Origin of the sequence: Rhodanobacter thiooxydans (genome assembly GCF_021545845.1) — a bacterium.
In the GTDB taxonomy this organism is placed as follows: Bacteria; Pseudomonadota; Gammaproteobacteria; order Xanthomonadales; family Rhodanobacteraceae; genus Rhodanobacter.
Genome location: NZ_CP088923.1, coordinates 1,140,432 through 1,155,918 on the forward strand (window position 1 = coordinate 1,140,432; position 15,487 = coordinate 1,155,918).

General features: G+C 66.0%; 6 protein-coding genes and 1 pseudogene. 6 read left to right on the forward strand and 1 reads right to left on the reverse strand.

Features of this window, described 5'->3' with window-relative positions; genetic code table 11:
* Positions 1 to 24 precede the first annotated feature (24 nt).
* Positions 25 to 1,104 carry a phosphotransferase gene (locus LRK53_RS04905; RefSeq protein WP_235642538.1) on the forward strand — a complete coding sequence of 360 codons (1,080 nt, stop codon included), beginning with the start codon at positions 25 to 27 and terminating at the stop codon, positions 1,102 to 1,104.
* Positions 1,097 to 2,428 carry an aminotransferase class III-fold pyridoxal phosphate-dependent enzyme gene (locus LRK53_RS04910; protein WP_081666646.1) on the forward strand — a complete coding sequence of 444 codons (1,332 nt, stop codon included), beginning with the start codon at positions 1,097 to 1,099 and terminating at the stop codon, positions 2,426 to 2,428. The genes LRK53_RS04905 and LRK53_RS04910 overlap by 8 nt, the downstream gene beginning before the upstream one ends.
* A gap of 20 nt (positions 2,429 to 2,448) precedes the next feature.
* Here the strand turns inward: LRK53_RS04910 and LRK53_RS04915 are convergent, their stop codons facing one another.
* Entirely contained in the window at positions 2,449 to 3,168 is a 720-nt protein-coding gene (locus LRK53_RS04915) for a FadR/GntR family transcriptional regulator (protein ID WP_027493305.1), read from the reverse strand.
* A gap of 513 nt (positions 3,169 to 3,681) precedes the next feature.
* Here LRK53_RS04915 and LRK53_RS04920 point away from each other — a divergent pair.
* From LRK53_RS04920 to LRK53_RS04935, 4 genes and pseudogenes are all read left to right on the forward strand, one after another.
* Positions 3,682 to 6,249, forward strand: coding sequence for a TonB-dependent receptor (locus tag LRK53_RS04920; protein ID WP_027493306.1), 2,568 nt, complete (start codon positions 3,682 to 3,684; stop codon positions 6,247 to 6,249).
* A gap of 178 nt (positions 6,250 to 6,427) precedes the next feature.
* Positions 6,428 to 8,440: an MGH1-like glycoside hydrolase domain-containing protein gene (locus tag LRK53_RS04925; RefSeq protein ID WP_185754671.1), complete on the forward strand. Its 2,013-nt coding sequence runs from the start codon at positions 6,428 to 6,430 to the stop codon at positions 8,438 to 8,440.
* A gap of 270 nt (positions 8,441 to 8,710) precedes the next feature.
* Positions 8,711 to 9,558: pseudogene (gene ligD / locus LRK53_RS04930) on the forward strand (non-homologous end-joining DNA ligase); the annotation flags it as partial.
* A gap of 353 nt (positions 9,559 to 9,911) precedes the next feature.
* On the forward strand, positions 9,912 to 15,482 hold the full coding sequence (locus tag LRK53_RS04935) for an AAA domain-containing protein (RefSeq protein WP_185754672.1): 5,571 nt from the start codon (positions 9,912 to 9,914) through the stop codon (positions 15,480 to 15,482).
* Positions 15,483 to 15,487: the final 5 nt, after the last annotated feature.

The following is a 15,487-nucleotide window of genomic DNA, read 5'->3' on the forward strand; positions in this document are numbered from 1 at the left end:
AGGCAAGCCTGTAGTCAGGTTCAATTGTCAAATTATACTACTATTAGATTCACCGCAATCCTTGCTGAGTCAATCCGGGCCATGGACATACTGACATCTGAAGCGGCTTTGCAACTGGCCGGGCGTCACTGGGGTGTCCACGGCGCCATCAGCGCGTTGCCATCGTATGCCGACCAGAACTTCCGCATCCATGCCGGGGACGGCGAGTACGTCCTCAAGGTGGCGCACTCCTCCTGGTCGCCTGCGGATATCGAGCTGGAGAACCTGGCCATGATGGAACTGGCCGCGCGCGAGCCTGCGCTGGGTTGCCCGCGGGTCCAGCTTGCGGTGAACGGCGAGCACCTGCTGAGCCTGCCGATCAAGGGACAGGCGTGTCTGGTGCGCATGCTGAGCTACGTGCCCGGCACGACCTACGCGGAGGCCATCAACAGCCTGCGGCCGGCGCAGTGCGAAGCGTTGCATGCAAGTCTCGGTCGCGCCGTCGGCCGTCTGACCCGGGGCTTGAAGGATTTCTGCCATCCGGCCGCCGGGCGCCGGCACGACTGGAATATCATGAGCCTGCCGGGCCTGATGAGCGAAGTGCGCCATGTCGAGGATGCAGCTTTTCGCGATATCGTGCGCCGGCACGCCGGTGCCTTCTGCGAGGCCTTGCCGGCATGGCGCACCACGCTGCCGATCACGGTGCTGCACAACGACGCCAACGATTTGAACGTCATCGTCGCCGACGATGGCCACGGCGGAAAGCACGTCAGTGCGGTGATCGACTTCGGTGACATGTGCATCAGTTTCCGCCTCGCCGACCTGGCGATTGCGTGCACTTACGCGATGCAGCATGAATCCGACCCTGTGGCATGCGCGCGCCGAATCGTCGGTGGCTATCTCGCCGAATACCCGCTGCATCGCTGCGAGCTGGAGCAGCTTCACGCGTTCATCCTGGCGCGACTGTGCCACAGCATCCTGATGGCGACGCGGACGCATCGCGAACAGCCCGACAATCCCTTTGTCCTCGTCTCCCAGCAGGGAGTACGGGGCCTGCTTCGCCAGCTCGTCGGCGTCGAGTCCGACGCCATCGTGCGGCCTTACCTGGAATCCAGCCATGACTGATCGCGCGGCTACTCCTGCTTCCGGCCACGTGCCGGCGCGCAGCAACGACGAAATCCTGCGCCTGCGCCGGCAACACCTGAACCCGACCCTGAGCGTGGCCTACCGGGAGCCGCTCAAGATCGTGCGCGGCCAAGGCGCCTGGTTGTATGACCAGCACGGCCAGGGCTACCTCGACATGGTCAACAACGTGTGTCATGTCGGCCACTGTCACCCGCGCGTGGTGGCGGCTGGGCAGGCGCAGATGGCGCAGCTCAACACCAACACCCGCTATCTGCACGACAACATCGTCGAATACGCGTTGCGCCTGACCGCCACGCTGCCGGCGCCGCTGTCGGTGGTATTCCTCACCAATTCGGGCACGGAGGCCAACGACCTCGCGCTTCGCCTGGCGCGTGCGCATACGCACGCCAGGGGCGTGGTAGTGGTCGACCATGCCTACCATGGCCATTCGCCGTCGATGGTCGAGCTCAGCCCGTACAAGTTCAATGGCAAGGGCGGAATGGGACAGAGCGCGCATGTGGGCGTGGTACCCATGCCGGATGTCTACCGTGGCCAGCTGCGCGACACGCCGGATGCCGGGCGCCAGTATGGGCAACTGGTATCGCCGGCCATGGCCGAATTGCGCGAGCGCGGCGTGGACACCGGCGTGTTCTTTGCCGAGTCGCTGCTCGGCTGCGGCGGCCAGATCCTGCTGCCGGACGGCTACCTGCCCGCGGTGTACGCCGCCGTGCATGCGGCGGGCGGCGTCTGCCTCGCTGACGAAGTGCAGGTCGGTTTCGGCCGTGCAGGCGAGCATTTCTGGGCGTTCGAACGCCAGGGCGTCGTGCCGGACATCGTCACGCTGGGCAAGCCGATCGGCAATGGTCACCCCATGGGGGCCGTCGTCACCACGGCGGAGATCGCGGCCAGCTTCGTCACCGGCATGGAGTACTTCAATACGTTCGGCGGCAATCCGGTGTCCTGTGCCATTGCGCTGGCGGTGCTGGACGTTATCGAGGAGGAAGGACTGCAGGAGAATGCACGAGGTGTCGGCCGGTTCGTCATGGACGGCCTGCGCGAGCTGCAAACGCGCTTCGAGATGATCGGCGACGTGCGCGGATGCGGCCTGTTCATCGGCGCTGAATTCGTGAGCGACCGTGCGGCGCGGGTGCCGGATGCAGGGCGGGCCAGGGCGGCGGTGGAAGCCATGAAGGCGCGCCGCGTCCTGCTTTCCACCGACGGCCCCGACGACAACGTGCTGAAGATCAAGCCGCCGGTCGTATTCAGCCGGTCCAATGCGGAGGAGTTTCTCGGCAAGCTCGAAGAGGTGCTGCGCGGGCTGTAGCTGGATGCCGCGGAGCTCGCCTAGCGGGCCTTCCTCGTAACCTTCTTGCGGCGCTTTTCGAGGTTGCCGCGCGAGTCGACGATCATCGCCTGCATGGCCTTGCGTGCCACCTCGGGTTGGTTGCGCCGGATGGCATCGAGGGCTTTCTGGTGATGCGGCAGCGAGTATTTGAAATCGTTGGCTGTCTGGGCAGAAAGCACGAAGAACATGCCCAGCGCGCTCTCGACCACCGAAAAGAGCGAGATCATCATTTCGTTGCCGGTGGCCTGGAGTACGGCGTTGTGGAAGCTGAGGTCTGCCACCGCCCACTCGCTGGAATCCTTCGATGCCTCCATCTGCCGGTAGGCCGAGTCGATCTTGGCGAGCTGCGCCGGGGTGCGGCGGCGCGCGGCGGCGGCGGCGGCGGCGGGCTCGATGATCTCGCGCATTTCGACGAGCTTTTCGATGAAATCGTCGGTGGGCATGGATGCGCAACGCCAGGAAAGTATGTCGGCGTCGAGCTGGTTCCAGGCGTCCTTAGGGCGGATGCGGGTACCGGTTTTCGGGCGGGCCTCGATCAGGCCTTTGGCGGCGAGGACCTTGAGCGCCTCGCGCAGCGCATTGCGGCTCACTTGCATGTTTTCGGCCAGGACATCCTCGCGCGGCAGCACATCGCCGGGCTTCAGGTCGCCGGCAACAATCCTTGTGCCCAGTTCACGGACAACCTGGCCGTGCAAACTGCGAGCATCCGAAAGCTTCATGGCGCGTTTCTCTCCGTAATTGGGCACTGGTCGACGACGCCGCCAGTTGCCGCGCAGCCAGTGTTATGCAAGTGGTCCAATCGTAATTGCATATGTCGCAATGCAGCGTATTCCTGAAATCTACCATACGGGTGCGTTGAGCGAGGCTTGAGCGACGTGCCCGGCATGCCGATGCGCCGCGCATATCGCAAACCCTGCTGTTCACCCTGTTCCACATGCGCCGCACGTCCTGCTGCTTTTGCCCCGGGCGCACCAGGCACCGGCGCTTTCACCGTGCCTTGAGCATCGCAGCCGATTCTGCTGCCCTGCTGCAGTAGCTTTTTGACGTATAGTACTATAGTAGGACAAATACAAAAATCTGCGCTAGGATGTTTCCCGACGCCCCGGGTTGTGGCTCGGGGTGATGGCAGGGGCACGGGGCGGGGAGCCGGGCAATACCGGCGCGCACTGTTGCAAGTCGAATCGAATTCACGAAGCAAACAACATTCCATGGTCTGGGGAGGGATTTTCGAAATGAATGGTTGGAATAAGCTCGACAAGCGCATGCTGGCCGCCGCCATCGGTGCCGTATTGATGACGGGCGTGCTCCATGCACAGGACGCACAAACGCAGGCAGCACAGGCCCACGCGACGGCATCCAAGGCCAAGAACAGCTCTTCCGTCGAACAGCGGCAGCAGGCTGCCTCTGCCGACAAGACCGTGCAGAGCCTTGATCAGGTCGTCGTCACGGGCAACACCGCGGCAGGCGGTATTCGCAAGATTGATGCCAGCTACTCGATCACCACGACGACCCTGCAGCAGATCAAGGAACTCAATCCGGTCAGCGTGGCCGACCTTCTGAAAATCTCGCCGGGTATCTATCCGGAATCCTCCGGCGGCCAGACCGGCGCGAACATCGAGGTCGCGGGCTTCCCCTCGGACAGCGGCGCGCCGTTCGTGACGATGCAGATGAACGGCTCGCCGCTGTTCCCGAAATGGGACTACTTCACCGACGCCATGGTGCGCCTCGACGACACCATCGATCGCCTGGAGGCGGTGCAGGGCGGCACCTCGGTGCTGTACGGCAATGGCCAGCCGGGCATGATCGCCAACTTCATCCTGCGCGAGGGCAGCAGTAAGCCCGCGGGCGACGTCGGCCTCACCATTGGTTCCGAGGGCATGGTGCGCCTCGACGGCTTCTACGGCTTCCCGCTCGGCAAGGACAGCGGCTGGTACGGCAGCATCGGCGGCTTCTGGCGCAAGTCCGACGGCGTGCGCGATCCGCAGTTCCCGGCCGACAAGGGCGGCCAGCTCACCGCCACGCTGAGCCACGACCTCGACCATGGCTCGATCATGTTCTTCGCGCGCACCCTGAAGGACAAGAACCAGTGGGTGACCGACACGCCGATCCTGAACCCGTCGGCCGGCAGGTTCTCCAACTATCCCGGCTTCAGTCCGCTGACCGGCACCTTCGGCAGCAACGCCGACCGCCGCATGTTTCTGGAACTCAGCCCGTGCTTCACCGCCGGCTGCACGCCGGGTGGCCAGCACATCGACATGGCCAACGGCCAGGGCGGCGACGTGCACGTGCTGGGCGCCAACCTCGACCTCGATTTCGACAACGGCTGGTCGCTGTCGGACAAGCTGTTCTTCACCGCCGGCAACATGGACACCACGGCGTTCTTCAGCACGGGCGACAATCCGGACACGCTGGCCAACGTCATCGCCGGTACCGCGTCGTCGTTCGGCCTGCCCGCCAACCTCACCGCCCGGGCCGCCTACACCAACGGCAAGCCGGCGGACATGAACGAGAACGTCACGGTCCAGAACCCGGAGTACATCCATAAGCGGATCAGCTCGGTCAGCAACGAGTTCCGCATCAGCAAGGAGCTGTTCGAGGGCAACACGCTGACCTTTGGCAACTACACTGCGGTGTACTCCGAGCGGCACGTCGAGGAGGACGGCCTGAACCAGTTGCTGCAGGCCAGGACCAACCCCAACCCGATCGTGGTCAACCTGACCGACGGCGTGAACAATTATGCGCTCACGGACAAGCAGGGCCTGTTCTGGAATGCCTCGCCGCAGTCGTGGATGGCGTTCGACGAGAAGTGGCACGCCACCACCTGGGCATTCTACCTGGCCGACGTGTGGACCGTGGGCAATTGGCGCTTCGATGGCGGCGTGCGCATCCACCACGACGACATCAATGGCTGGTTCCAGAACACTACCTCGGGCGACCTCGACAACAACCCGTACACGGTCTACAACAACGCCGCCGAGTACCTGGCCGCCGACCGCAGCCACCCGTCCAGCTCGCGCAGCGCGCCGTCCTGGACGCTGGGCGCGAACTACACCTTCACCGACCACATGAGCGCCTACGCGCGCGTCAACGACGGCGTGTTCCTGCCGAGCTTCGACGACGCGGTGAACCACGACCATCCGCCGATCGAGAAGATCCACAACATGGAAGTGGGCTTCAAGTACCAGGCGCCGTGGATCTTCGCCGACGTGGTGGCCTACCGCCGGCTGTTCCACGGCATTCCGTACTCGATCAACCTGCCCTCGGGCCAGGTCAACCTGATCTACGGCTCGGTGACCAAGGGCCTCAACGCGGCGGTCACGGTCAAGCCGTTCGAGAACTTCTCGGTGGCCCTGAGCGGCAACTACATGGACGGCCACTACTCGGGTTACGCCGACTGCGTGCCGTACGTGGCGCAGGACGGCAGCAACCGCTGCGACAGCATCAGCGGCATGCGGCTGGACCGCCAGCCGAAGCTGCAGTATCGCCTGACTCCGGCCTACGTGATTCCGGCCAGCTGGGGCAGCCTGAAGCTGTGGCTGACCTACGAGTACGTGGGCGACCGCTACGGTGACCAGCTGCAGCAGCAGCCGTTGGGCCACTACTACGACATCGGCGGCGGTGCGATGGCCAACATCGGCCAGAACTGGGTGGTTACCCTGCGCGGCACCAACCTCACCAACCAGATCGGCATCACCGAGGGCAACGCGCGCCTGTTCGGCTTCGCCAGCGGCGGCGGCGTGATTCTCGCGCGCTCGATCGAGGGACGCGAGGTCAACCTCCAGGTCAAGTACCAGTTCTGATGGCCTGGCTGGGGCTGGTCGCGCCCGCTGCCCAGCCCGCGAAGCGCCGGTTGCCTTGTGCGCCCGGCGCTTCGCGTTTCCGTGACGTGGCCCTGCGTGGCAGCCTGGGCGGGGACTGTGCAAGAGTGCCGACGGTGCGATGTATGCGGAGCTATCTGCGTGACAGGAGCGTTATGTGATGTATCCCTTGACCAGACCATCGCGCTTCGTGGCATTGGCTCTTGCGCTGCTGCTGGCCGGTGTGGGCTCCCACGCCGCAGCCGTGGTTGATTCGGCGGCGGACGCGGCGCCTTACCTCGATGTGCTGGACATGCACGGGGTGCCGAAGAACCCCGCGGACCGCAGCTTCAACATCTTCTTCGACGCGGGCGCATGGCACGGCTACAGCCTGCCGGCCGCGAGCGACGCGTCCTCCGGCTTCTCCGGGCCGTTCGTGCACAGCCTGGCGGGAGGAGGGCAGTGGGCCGGGGCGCGCTTCGCCCGACTGGTGCTGCACGAGGCGGGCAGCCGCATGGCGCTGGTACCGGTCGGTGGCCATGCCGGGCCCGGCTTTCTGGTGCGCAACTACGTGGCGCCCGGCCTGACGGTTCGCCAGACGCTTTACTACGCGGATTCGTGGCGCGCGGTCGTCAGGATCGAGATCACCTCGACTACCGCGCGCGAGGTGGGGCTGGCGGTGGAAGGCAGTACCCTTCCCGTGCAGGGCAGTCGGCTCGGCCTGGATGGCGACGCGGTGGTGCAGGCTTTCGCCGGTACCCGGGCACGGCTCGTCACCCGCTTGCGCGTCGGCGGGGATGCCGGTCATGCCGCGCTCGACGGCACCGGGTACCGGATCGAACTGGCGCAACCGCTGCGCCTGGAGGCGGGACGGACGGCGGATATCTTTGTCGACCAGTCGCTGCTCGACGACGCGCCGGCGCCCGTCGTGGACGACGTTGCCGCCTGGGGTCGCAACCGCGAGCGCTGGAGTGGGTATCTCGCCTCCATCCGGTCGAGCCACCTGCCGGGGGTGGCCGACACGGTAGCCAGGCGGGTGGCCGCCAAGGCCATCATCACCCTGCTGGGCAACTGGCGTGCGGCGCGCGGCGACCTGCACCATGACGGCGTGATTCCGTCTTACTCCAACCCCGACTTCAACGGCTTCTGGGCGTGGGATTCCTGGAAGCATGCCGCCGCACTCGCGCTTTTCGCACCGGATCTGGCGCGTGACCAGATGCGCGCCATGTTCGACTATCAGGCCGCGGACGGCATGGTTCCCGATTGCATCTACCTGGACAAGGCCGAGAACAACTGGCGTGATACCAAGCCGCCGCTGGCGGTCTGGGCGACGCTGGAAATCTATCGTGCCACCGGCGACCAGGCCTTTCTGGCCGAGATGTACGACAAGCTGGTGCGCTATCACCGCTGGTGGTTCGCCGCGCGCGACCACGACCGCAACGGCCTGGTCGAGTATGGCTCGACCGATGGAACCCGGATCGCCGCCGCGTGGGAAAGCGGCATGGACAATGCCGTTCGCTTCGACTCGGCGGCCATGCTCAAGAACGGCGATGGCGCCTGGTCCATGGACCAGGAGTCTGTCGACCTCAACGCCTACCTCTACAAGGAAAAGCTCGATCTGGCGCGAATCGCCGCCGTTCTCGGCAAGACCAGGGATCACGCCATGTGGCTGGAGGAGGCCGCGGCGATGAAGGCCCCGATCCAGGCGCGCATGTTCGACAAGGCCCGGGGTTACTTCTTCGACGCCAGGCTCGGCCGCGGCGATCTGGTGCGCGTTTATGGTTCGGAGGGCTGGGCGCCGCTCTGGGCCGGCGTAGCGAGCTCAGCGCAGGCCCGGCTCGTGGTTCGGGTGATGCTCGATCCGGGAAAGTTCGCCACCTACATGCCATTCCCGACTCTCGCCGCAGACGATCCGCGGTTTTCACCGGTCAAGGGCTATTGGCGTGGTCCGGTGTGGCTGGATCAAGCCTACTTCGGCGTTGAAGCCCTTCGGCATTACGGTTACGACCTGCAGGCCGACGATATGGCCCGTCGCCTGGTGCTCCATGCCAAGGGTTTGACGCAACAGACGCCGATCTATGAAAACTACGATCCGCTGACCGGCCAAGGCTATCAATCGCCCAATTTCAGCTGGTCTGCCGCCAGCTATCTGTTGTTGCTGCAGGAGCGGTCGGGAGACCGCGGTGCACAGTGAGCGACCACGCTCGGATATCACATGCCGTCGCTGCTCCTTCGGGAAAGTTGGTTGCGGCACGGCGGAGTCGCACCGGCAAGTTTGATCGCAGCTGCCGCATCCGGAGTCATCGCGAGTCCGGGTGTTCGCCCGACGCGCCATGCACGCGCCTTGCGTCTACCCTAGGCGGAGGTCCGTATCGCAGGGTCAGGCGATGAGCGCGAACGATTCCGATCCAGCAGCCGGCGGCAGGCCGCGGCCTTCGCGCACCGATGCCGTGGCGGGGCGGCGATCACCCATGCCGCGCGCGTGGTCTACCCGGGCTGCGGGATCAGCAAGGGCGACGTGGCCGCGTACTACGCCGCGGTGGCGCGCTGGATGCTGCCGGAGCTGGTGAACCGGCCGCTGTCGCTGCTGCGCTGCCTGGACGGGGTGGCAGCGCCTGCTTCTTCCAGAAGCACCACGCGCAGGCACTGGGCGATCACGTGCAGGCGATCGTGCTGCGCGAGAAAGGCGGCCTCGTCGATGATTACCTGTACGTGCGCGACCTGGCCGGCCTGCTCGAACAGGTGCAGATGAACGCGCTGGAATTTCATCCGTGGGGCGCGCAGGTGGACCGGCCCGATGCGCCCGACCGCCTGGTGTTCGACTTCGATCCAGCGCCGGGCGTGCCGTGGCCGGCGGTGGTGGCCGGGGCGCGCGAGATCCGTGCGCGGCTGCACGGACTCGGCTTGCAGAGTTTCGTGCGCACCAGCGGCGGCAAGGGTCTGCACGTGGTGCTGCCGATCCGACGCGGGCCGGACTGGGCCACGGCGAAACGTTTCTGCGAGGTGCTGGCCAAAGCGATGGTGGCGCGGCACCCGCAGCAGTACATCGCCACCTCGAGCAAGTCGCGGCGCAAGGGCCTGATCTTCATCGACTGGCTGCGCAACACCCGCGGCGCCACCAGCGTGTGCAGCTGGTCGTTGCGCGCCCGCGCCGGCGCGCCGGTGGCGATGCCGCTGCGCTGGGAGGAACTGGGGCGGGTGCAGGGCGCGGCGGCGTTCGACCTGCGCAAGGCGCTGAAGCGGGCGGCGGCGTTGAAGCGCGCTCCGTGGGAGGGCATCGGCACGTTGCAGCAGTCGTTGCCGGAGCTTTAAGAGCGCCCCCGCACCTGAGGACTCCCTGCGCTCGCCCGGCCCTCCCCTGCAAGCGGGGAAGGGGGTAGAGCCCGGGCTCTAATTCACCTGCAGCGTGTTGTTCGCACGCTGCGCGCCCGGCAGCGAATATCTTGGAACGAGCTGCTGCGGATCCGTCCGTCCGGTGCACGAAAAGGACGCACTGACGAGGAGTCGGCGGCCGCCAGCTTGACTTGCTTGCCCGTGCGCTGCTTGATAAGCAAGAACAGGGGCGGCAGGGGACGACCATGGAGCCAGGACGGATTGTCAAAGAGGCGCGTGTACGGGTGTGCGTAGAGCATGCGCTGCTAAAGCGTCTCGCACAGGATGCGAGAGTGGCCCTGACGGCAGCGCAATACGCGTTGCCCGAGCCCGAGGCGGTGCGCCGCCAGTTGCTGGGACGGGCCGTGCGACTCACCGAAGCAATGGCGCCCAAGGCCATCATGGCGGCAGTCGAGATCCGGGACGCGTTCGGGCTGACTTCGCCGGTCGAGATCTACCAGTCTGCCGGCCGCGAAAACGCGGCCATGCACCTCTTGCGCGAGCCGATCCTGATGGAGATCCAGGGGCGGCTTTTGTCCCTGCTCGACGATGGCGCCCTGCGTGCGGTGATCGGTCATGAGTTCGGCCACTTCATCGCGCACGGGCCGGACTCGCCGCATGCACAGGTGAGTGCGCTGGCCACGTCGCTGGCGCTGGCCGAAGACGCGCCGGTGGAGCTTGCGCTGGTCGCCTCCACTCTTTCGATGGCGCGCGAATTGACTGCCGATCGCTACGCTCTGCTCGCCACGCGGGATCTGGATGCGCTGCTGCGCCTGGAAATGGTGGCGACCACTGGCTTGCCCGCGGAAGACCTCGGCGGCGATACAGCCGGCTATCTCGCCCAGTGTTGCGAGCTGGTGGAGGCGTGCCTCGCGGAGGGTGACAGTGCGCAGGGCGTCACCCACCCCGAACACGGCGTGCGTGCCTGGGCCGCGTGGTTGTTCAGCGAGACCACGCTGTATCGCGAGTTGACCGGTTGCGGTCCCGGCACGCGCACGCTCGACGAGGTGGATGCCCTGATCGAGCGCGTATTGCGCCGGCCCGGGCTGGACGGCGCGTTCCAGTACCTGGAGCCACCGCCCGCGGAACTGCACGAGCTGGCGCTGGCGGCTGCCGTGCTGGTGTCGATGGCTGATGACAACCTGAGCGATGAAGAGGCCGAGGTGCTGGAACGCACCTTTGCCTCGCTGGTGCCCGACTGGCGTCGCCTGCTCGATCCGGCACAGGCGGCACAACGCGTCGAGGAGCTTGCGCCGCTGGCCAAGGCTTGGGGCTCGTCGTTCCTGCGTCCATTGTTCAACCTGCTGATCCACGTACTCACGGCCGACGGCGTAGCGGACGAGCGCGAGTTCGCGCGTGTCATGGAGATCGGCCGCTTGCTTGGCGGCGAGGAGTTGTTTGGTACGTTGATGCGAACGGTGCTCCGCCGGATCACCGTGGAACGCCGTGAGGAGAGCGCCGCCAAGCCGCTGCCAGTGCGCGCCCGTGATGCCGCGCAGGCGCTGGATGTTTATCTCGCCGCCATCTGGCGGCGCGGTGGGTCGCAGACCACCTTGCGCCAGCTGTTGCGCCTGGTGGGCGAAACGCGCCGTGAGGGTGCTGTGCTCGCGCGGCTCGCGGCGGCGCTGGAACACGCCGGCCTTTCCACGTCAGTCGATGTCGCGACGGTCGACCTGGATGGAACCATTGCGTTGTCGCCCAGGCACGCAGCGGCAACCGTGACACCGCCGCCGCCCTTGCCGCAGGATGCGTTGCTGCGCGCCATCCAGCGCCTGCGCGACGAGCTCATCAGCGGCGACGGGCGCAGCCCATCGGTGCGGCTGCGCGAAGTGCGCGTCGGTCGTGCGTTCGATCTCGCCGCACTGTCGCGTATCTCGGTAGGACATGCGGATCGCTGCCTGACATTGGCACAGGACGCCCGCCGCGTGGTGCTGGTGCAGGCGGAACAGGCTGGCGAGTCAAAGGAGGCCGCCAGTCTCCTGCGCCAGCTTGTCGAACTGCGGCGCGAGCACCTGGCGCGGCGTGAGGAGACCGGTGCGCGCGACCTGCATCTCGGCGTCGGTTTCGTGCGCGGCGTGGTGAACGGTTATGTGGTGCGCGCACCCCTGCTGTTGTATCCGGTGGAACTGGAGCCGGACGGCATCGGCGGTATCGCGCTGGTGCATGTGGCCGATGAGCCACCGGTCGCCAACCAGGCACTGTTGCGGCTCATCCATCTCAAGGCGAACCTGCCTTTTGCCGACGATCAGGCAGTCAAGCTCGACGCACTGGCGGCCGACGCCGGCCGGGGCGTGGTGGCGCTGGCCGATCACCTGCGCCAGATCGGCATGGACATTTTCGAGATCGATGCCGCACTGCATACGCTCGACCCGCTCGATGACGACACGGTTGCCTGGAAGGGTTGCCGACTTGAGCTCGAAGCCTGCGCCGTCATCGGTCTGTTCCCCCAGTCCCGCTCCGAACTGCTGCACGACTATGAGCAACTGCTCGCTGAAATAGACTCCCCCGGTGCGGATGTGCATGCGTCGCTGGGTTGCGCCAGTGCACTCTTGCCGGCATCCCTGCGCACGGATCATGCGGCGGAGCCGGCTGCGATCGAGTCAACTGCGCAGGCTCCGACGCTGGTGATTGCCGCCGATCCCTCGCAGGTGGATGTGGTGCGCATGGCGGGCAATACACGCGCCATGGTCGTCGATGGCCCACCAGGGACCGGCAAGAGCCAGGTGATCGTGAACCTGGTGGCGGATGCGCTCGCACGCGGTGAGCGCGTGGCGGTGGTATCGGAGAAACGCGCGGCGCTGGACGTGGTTGCCCAGCGCCTGGCGGGGATCGGCTTCGGCGCTCTGGTTGGCGTGGTGCACGACGTGGTCGATGACCGCAAGGCGCTGTTTCGCAAGATCCACGACCGGCTGGAGTCGAGGGCAAACCGCCCTGCTGCGCCTGCGTCTACCGCGGAGGACGTCGTGCAATTGACTGGCCGGCTGCGTCCGCGCATCGCGCACACGCGCCATTCGACTGCAGGCGAGCCACCGCTGGGCAAGCTGGCCACCTACGCCGCCGGCATTGCCGATACCGTGCCCCAAACCATGCCGCCGCTGGCAGGCCTTCCGTTTGGCGGCGCGCTCAAGCTGGCGAAGCTGGCGCAGGCTTGCCGGCCCTGGGCCGATTTGATGGTGTCGGACAGTCCGTGGCGCCCCTCGGTGACACACCAGCGCCGCTCGCTGGCCGGGAGTACGCGCGAAGCACGCGCGGCCTTCGCCGAATCGCTCATGCAGGCGGTGCGCACGGCTGCTGCCGTGGAAGCAGCAGCAGTGCGCCAAGGTGTCGCGCCCGCCACCAGCGAGTCGCACATGGAAGAACTGCTGAGAGCACACAAGGCGCTCACCTCCCTCAAGGAGGTCGACGCCCTGGCGGCGGCTCTGTTGGAATTTCCTGACGATCGCCGCGCACCCTTGCTCGCCTTGCGGGCGGACTGGATGAGCGCATCGGAAGCGTGGCAGGCCCATCCCGCGCCGGTGCGCGTCGATGCCACGCCGGCGTTCGAGCAGTGCGTACAGGCGCTTTTGACTCAAGGCACCTCGTTCTTGCGTTACCTGTCGCCGGGCTGGTGGAAGGCGCGTGGCACCATCAAGCGCCAGCTGGCGGACGTCTGGCCGGATGCCTTGGGTCGACCGATCGACGCCACCTTGTTGCACGACCTGCATCGGCGGCTGCGACTGGCGCGACTGTGGGCGAGTTTCGACCAGACCGCCGCCCGGACCGGACTTGCACGGGTGCTCGTCGGCGACGCCGGACAGGTTGCCCAATCCTTGCAGCGCGTAGCCGACATCGCCGAACCTGTGCACTGTCTGGTGCGCGTTCGCAACGCGTTGACAACACTGGACGCATGGGCTGCCGGCGATGCGAAAGCATGGCGGCAGACAGTATTCGACCGTCTGGCCGCGGCGCAGGCATGGCGCAAACATGTCGTGGCCAGTCACGCCGCTGCCGAGATTTTCCATGACCTGACTCCGAGCACCCCGGCTGCAGAGCTTGGTATCCGGCATCGCGTCTTCGCACAGCACGCCGACCGCGCCGCCGAACTGGATCGACACCTCGCCGAGGCCTTGACTGTGGATGCATGTGGTCCCCTGGCGATTGCCGCCTGCGCTGACGCCTCGTCCAGTGCATGGTCGGACCTTCTGCTGAAGGCGTGGGCAATCGGTTGCGTGCAGGCGGCACACGATGCGTTACCGGGTGCCTTGCGCAGCGGCGAAGTGGACGACAACGTCACTCGCCAACTGAATGAAGCGCTTGAAGCTCAGGCGCAGGCATCCCGCCACCGCGTGCTCGATGGTGCGGACGCGGCACCCCTGCTTGCCATGCCCGTAGCCGAAAAGTACGCGCGGCGCACGCCCGCGCAGGCTGCCCGCGACAAACTGCAACACGAAGTGGCCAAGCAGCGCGGCCTGATGCCGCTGCGCAGTTTCGTACACAGCTATGCGGTGCAAGGCTTGTTCGACACGTTGCCGGTATGGCTGCTGTCGCCGGAAACGCTGGTCGTGTTGTTTCCGCGCCAGCCGGTGTTCGATGTGGTGATCTTCGATGAGGCGTCGCAGTGCACCGTCGCCAACGGTTTTCCCGCGCTGCTGCGTGCGCGGCGCGTGGTTATCGCGGGTGACGACCGGCAGATGCCGCCCACCGCCTTCTTCAAGGCCACGCGCGACGAGGGTGAAACGGACTCCGAAGAAGAAACGGAACCAGCCGATTTCCTCACCTCGGAATCGCTGCTGACGCTCGCCCGTTTACGCATGCCGGCACGGCGGCTCGACTGGCATTATCGCTGCCAGGACGAGGACCTGATTGCGTTCTCCAACCATGCGATGTACGGAGGCGCGCTGCTCACCTGTCCCGCTTCGTCCCGGCCACCGGTACCGGCCAGCCTGCGCTGGATTGCGGTAGCCGATGCAAAGTACGAGGGCGGACGCAACGATGTCGAAGCCGAGCGCGTGGTGGACCTCGTTGGGGAACTGTTGGCCCGGCCGCAGCCACCGACGATCGGCATCGTGACTTTCAACCTCTCGCAGCGCCTGGCCATACTTGACGCCATTGACCGGCGACGTTCATCGCAAGAGGAGTTCGCTCGCCTGTACGGAGCGGCCGAAGCGCTTGAGCGGCTCGACGACCGCCCCTTCGTCAAGAATATCGAAAGCGTGCAGGGCGATGAGCGCGACGTGATCGTTTTCTCGCTAGGCCATGCGCCGGTGGAACGCGTGCACAAGACACGCGGTGTGCAGCATTACGTGCCGGCGCGGTTCGGGCCGCTGGGCCAGCGTGGTGGCGAGCGTCGCCTGAACGTGGCCGTCTCGCGTGCACGTCAGGAAGCCGTCGTGGTCGCCTCATTCGATCCTGGTCAATTAAGCGTGGCGCGTGCGAAGAACGACGGCCCACGCCTGTTCAAGGCCTATCTGGAGTATGTCCACCACATGTCCGGCGGCGATCGCTCGCTCGCCGCGCATGTGCTGGACGTGGTGCGCGCCGCAGCGAGTCCGTCCGTCAGTAGCGCGCAGGGGGTTCTGCCGGGCTTCGTGCCGCTTGCCGGCCAACTGATCGAGGCGTTGTTCGCGAAGGGCATCGAGGCCAGCGCGCATGTGGGCGCTTCGCGCTTCAAGGTGGATGTGGCGGCTGAGGGCGAAGTCGCCGGGCGGGCGTATCGCGTGGCGATTCTTTGTGATGAGGGCGACACCGACGATGGTGCATATCGTAGGACCCAGCGGGCTTCCCTGTTGCGTCGGCGCGGCTGGCACGTAGTGCACGTCGATGGTATCGAATGGCTGACCGATCGGAATGCGGTCCTCATGCGAATCGAGCGAGCCATGGCGTAGCAGTC

What these genes read in the sequence shown, in the direction of transcription:
- LRK53_RS04910 (WP_081666646.1), top strand. Translation starts at nt 1,097, where the DNA reads ATGACTGATCGCGCGGCTACTCCTGCTTCCGGCCACGTGCCGGCGCGC.
- LRK53_RS04925 (WP_185754671.1), top strand. Translation starts at nt 6,428, where the DNA reads ATGTATCCCTTGACCAGACCATCGCGCTTCGTGGCATTGGCTCTTGCG.
- LRK53_RS04920 (WP_027493306.1), top strand. Translation starts at nt 3,682, where the DNA reads ATGAATGGTTGGAATAAGCTCGACAAGCGCATGCTGGCCGCCGCCATC.
- LRK53_RS04915 (WP_027493305.1), bottom strand. Translation starts at nt 3,168, where the DNA reads ATGAAGCTTTCGGATGCTCGCAGTTTGCACGGCCAGGTTGTCCGTGAA.